Genomic DNA, 4249 nt, shown 5'->3' with positions numbered 1-4249 from the left:
CCCACGCTCTTCGAGGTTGCCAGCGCACACGAAGAAGGCGGAGAACGCACCTACCTCGCTTCCACCGTTGAGTTCGTCGGCGAAAACGGCAAGCTCACCGGGGTCAAGGTCGCCGAGACCGAGTTCGTGGACGGCAAGCGCCTCCCGAAGGCCGGCACGGAGCGCGTCATTCCGGCCGACCTGGTCTTCCTGTCGCTCGGGTTCACGGGGGCGGAACCTGCCGGTATCACCGAACAGGTCAGCGCAGAATTCGACGGCCGCGGCAACGTGGCCCGAGATGGGTACTACATGACCAACACCGAGGGTGTTTTCGTGGCAGGCGATGCCGGCCGCGGGCAGTCCTTGATTGTCTGGGCGATCGCGGAAGGCCGCGCCTGCGCTGCCGCCGTCGACAAGTACCTCATGGGCAGCACCATTCTCCCCGCGCCGGTGGCTCCCACCGACCGGGCCATAGCGGTCCTCTAAGGACCGGCGCACGACGCTTTCCCAACTCCAACCGCAGCACACTACTAGGGTAGGTATATGAGACGCGCAAAAATCGTGGCAACGTTCGGACCGGCAATTTCCAGCTTTGACAACACCCTCGCGGTGCTGGAAGCCGGCGTCGACGTCGCCCGCATGAACATGAGCCACGGAGACTACTCGGTACACGACAACACGTACGAGAACGTCCGCAAGGCTTCCGCCCAGCTCCACAAGCCCGTTGCCATCATGGCCGACTTGCAGGGCCCGAAAATCCGCCTGGGTCGATTTGTCGACGGCCCCCACGAACTCGCCGTCGGTGACACTTTCACCATCACCACCGAGGACGTCCCGGGTACCAAGGAAATCTGCTCCACCACGCTCAAGAGCCTGACCGAAGACGTCAACGTCGGCGATGCACTCCTGATCGATGACGGCAAGGTTGCCCTGCGCGCCATCGAGGTTGACGACGTCAAGGTGGTCGCCACGGTGACCGTCGGTGGCTGGGTCTCCAACAACAAGGGCATCAACCTTCCCGGCGTTGCCGTCAATGTCCCCGCACTGAGCGAAAAAGACGAAGACGATCTCCGCTGGGCCATGAAGCGCGGTGTCGACATGGTGGCACTGTCCTTCGTCCGCGATGCGTCCGACATCAAGCGCGTGCACGAAATCATGGACGAAGAAGGCCGCCGCGTGCCGGTGATCGCCAAGATCGAGAAGCCGCAGGCAGTGGAGCAGCTCCACGAGATCATTGACGCGTTTGACGCCATCATGGTTGCCCGTGGCGACCTCGGCGTGGAACTCCCGCTCGAGGAAGTGCCGATCGTCCAGAAGCGCGCCATCGAACTGGCCCGCCGCTGGGCCAAGCCGGTCATCGTGGCCACCCAGGTCCTCGAATCCATGATCGACAACCCGCGTCCGACCCGTGCCGAGGCTTCGGACTGCGCCAACGCAGTGCTCGACGGCGCCGACGCAGTCATGCTTTCCGGCGAGACCAGCGTGGGCAAGTACCCGATCGAGACGGTCAAGGTCATGGCCCGGATCATCGAGTCAACGGAAGAACACGGCCTTGAGCGCGTTCCTCCGCTGGGGACCAAGCCCAAGACCCGCGGTGGCGCCATCACGCGTGCCGCCGTCGAAATCGCCGACCAGCTGGACGCAAAGTACATCTGTACTTTCACCCAGTCCGGCGACTCGGCGCGCCGTCTGTCCCGCCTGCGTCCCGTCAAGCCGGTGTTCGCTTTCACCCCCGTGGAGCACGTCTGGAACCAGCTGGCACTGACCTGGGGCATCCAGCCCGTCCTCGTCCCCATGGTGGGCCACACTGACGCCATGACGGCCCAGGTGGACCGCAGCCTCCTCGAGATGAAGATCGTGGAGAACGGCGACCTCGTAGTCATCGCTGCCGGTTCCCCTCCCGGACAGGCCGGTTCCACGAACTCGCTCAAGGTCCACAAAGTGGGCGACCTCGCAGACACGTCCCGTGTGGAAGAGGCCGCAGCACGCAAGGAAAAGGTCGGACCGTGGCCTGAAAAGAAGAAGTCCAAGTCCAAGGCCTGATCTTTTTAGCGCTGTTGAGGAGGCTCCGCCGTGTGGCGGGGCCTCCTTTGTCTTGTTTTGGGGCGGGGTGGTTCGCGTCCGGAGACGACGAAAGGGCGCCGCTTCCCGTGGAAGCGGCGCCTTCGCGGGGGAGTGCTAGTTGACCTGGTTGATGATGGTCTCGGCGACCTCGCGCATGCTGAGGCGACGGTCCATGGAGGTCTTCTGGATCCACCGGAATGCTTCCGGCTCCGTGAGGCCCATCTTCGTGGTCAGGAGGCTCTTGGCGCGCTCCACAAGCTTGCGGGTGGCGAACTGCTCCTGAAGGTCGGTCACCTCGCTTTCGAGGGCCCTGATCTCCTCATGGCGGGACAGTGCGATTTCAATGGCCGGGATCAAATCGGCCGGAGTGAAAGGCTTCACGACGTAGGCCATGGCCCCGGCGTCGCGGGCGCGCTCCACGAGTTCCTTCTGGCTGAACGCGGTCAGCAGGACGACGGGGGCGATCCTCGCCTTGACGATCTTCTCCGCGGCAGAAATGCCGTCCATGACAGGCATCTTGACGTCCATGAGGACCAGATCCGGCTTCAGTTCTTCGGCCAGCTGGACGGCCTTCTCACCGTTGTCGGCTTCACCGACAACGTCGTAGCCTTCGCCCTTCAAGATCTCGATGATGTCCAGGCGGATGAGGGTTTCATCTTCTGCGACAACTACTCGGCGTGCCGGCTGGGATGCGGGCTTGGACTCCGTCTGTTCTGACACGGGATCTCCTTCAAGACGTACGGCGGGTTCTCAACCATCTTAGTTGCACCCGGTCCCTGCGTATGATTTATTGCTCCGCCGAGCCGGTTCTGGAAATTAGCCTATCTGCATGTAGAGTAGTTTCGCGCACTGCAACAGGGAGCGTTGAGTTCTGTGAAGAGCCCGACGTCGGTTAGTCTTGTTTCGGTGTTTCCGCGCCCGAGTGGCGGAATTGGCAGACGCGCCGCACTCAAAATGCGGTATCGAAAGGTGTGTGGGTTCGAGTCCCACCTCGGGCACAGCATTCCCCCTTGTCAGAGGGGGTTTTTGCTTTAACGTGTTGACAAAGCTTGGGGCTGTCCCTCTGACGCTAGGGGTGCGGGCTGTGGCCTGGCTCCCGCGGTGGCCTGTTCAGGTGTGTGGGTGGCGGGTCCAGGGTCCTGGCTGGTGGGCCCTCCGCCTGCTATGGGTGGGATTATGCGGTTCCTCGCTCCGGTTCTGTCGGGTTGGCCGTGGATGGCCAACACCTGTTCATGGGATTGGGGTGCAGGTACGACATGATGAAACCGATTTTGTTGGGGAGCGGTTCTCGGAAGGTTTCTCGGGGCCATCCGGGGAACTGTGTGGGTGAGTTGGTCCTGTCAAAGCGGGTGTGGACACTGTCAACACTGATGTCTGCTTTATCGACGCTGGGGGTGCGGTGAAAGCCACCGGCACAACCCATCGTCGAATTGGCTCTAGTCTTGGCGGCGGTTCCACTCACCTTGGCTATGTCAACCGCTGAGTGTGTCGCGCCTCCGCGGACGCGCCCCCAGCCGGAAAGGCTCGCCCGGTGCGAGCACACGGATGCGCTTGGGGTTGACCACGGCGTCCCGGAGCGTGTCCGGGTCGGCGTTGAACGGGGCGAACTCGGGTGAATCTACGCTGCCCCAGTGGTGCAGGAGCAAGTCCGCATCGGGATGGGCATTGGCCATCTCGACGGCGCCGTCGAAGGTGAAGTGCCATTCGCTGTCCGAGAAGTCGAAGAGGAGCGCGTCCGGAGTCGGCATGGTCAGATGGTGTTCGCGGATCAAGCGTGAATCGCCTGGTGCCCAGATCACGCCGTCAAGGGTCTCGATCCAGAAGCCACACGAGTCCTCATCGTGGAAGGTACGCTGCCCCGGCTGGGGCGCGGCATTCTGCCAGGCGTGGTCGGCCGGGGTGACCGTGACCCGGACCCCTCCGACGGAGAAGGCGTCGCCGATGCCGTGGCCGTCGGCGGGCATGCCAAGTTCGCGCATCAGCTCGGCAACGTAGCGGGTCGAGTGGAACCGCTGAGTGACTGCATTCAAGGCCGTACATGTCGGCACGCTGAAGTGGTCATTGTCGGCATGGGTGACGAGGACGGCGTCGAGTCGGGGCACGTCTGCCGCCTGCAGCGGGAAGTCGATGAGCACGGGCATGTCGAAGTCCTGGAGCAGCGGGTCGACGGCCAGCAAAGTTCCTCGTGCGTTGATCAGGAATCCCG

General features: G+C 63.1%; 4 protein-coding genes and 1 tRNA gene. 3 read left to right on the top strand and 2 right to left on the bottom strand.

Annotation, left to right across the window (positions count from 1 at the left end; translation table 11 throughout):
• The coding region (locus tag AHiyo1_RS14790) for an FAD-dependent oxidoreductase (RefSeq protein ID WP_172465603.1) at nucleotides 1–465 on the top strand (465 nt) is incomplete at its 5' end.
• Nucleotides 466–522: 57 nt separating this feature from the next.
• Nucleotides 523–2022: a pyruvate kinase gene (gene pyk / locus AHiyo1_RS14785; RefSeq protein WP_059389080.1), complete on the top strand. Its 1500-nt coding sequence runs from the start codon at nucleotides 523–525 to the stop codon at nucleotides 2020–2022.
• Nucleotides 2023–2157: 135 nt separating this feature from the next.
• On the opposite strand, the gene AHiyo1_RS14780 is transcribed toward pyk, so the two are convergent.
• Nucleotides 2158–2763: an ANTAR domain-containing response regulator gene (locus tag AHiyo1_RS14780; RefSeq protein ID WP_059389079.1), complete on the bottom strand. Its 606-nt coding sequence runs from the start codon at nucleotides 2761–2763 to the stop codon at nucleotides 2158–2160.
• 196 nt (nucleotides 2764–2959) lie between these two features.
• On the opposite strand from AHiyo1_RS14780, the gene AHiyo1_RS14775 reads away from it, so the two are divergent.
• A tRNA-Leu gene (locus tag AHiyo1_RS14775) sits at nucleotides 2960–3041 on the top strand.
• Nucleotides 3042–3515: 474 nt separating this feature from the next.
• Here AHiyo1_RS14775 and AHiyo1_RS14770 read toward each other — a convergent pair.
• Nucleotides 3516–4249 (bottom strand): MBL fold metallo-hydrolase (locus AHiyo1_RS14770; protein WP_059389078.1); only part of this gene is annotated, 734 nt, incomplete at its 5' end.

Source organism: Arthrobacter sp. Hiyo1 (assembly GCF_001263615.2).
GTDB lineage: Bacteria > Actinomycetota > Actinomycetes > Actinomycetales > Micrococcaceae > Arthrobacter.
This window is presented reverse-complemented; position numbering and strand designations above follow the sequence as displayed.

Bases quoted from the DNA above. Each gene is read 5' to 3' on its own strand.
- pyk (WP_059389080.1), top strand. From the start codon at position 523: ATGAGACGCGCAAAAATCGTGGCAACGTTCGGACCGGCAATTTCCAGC.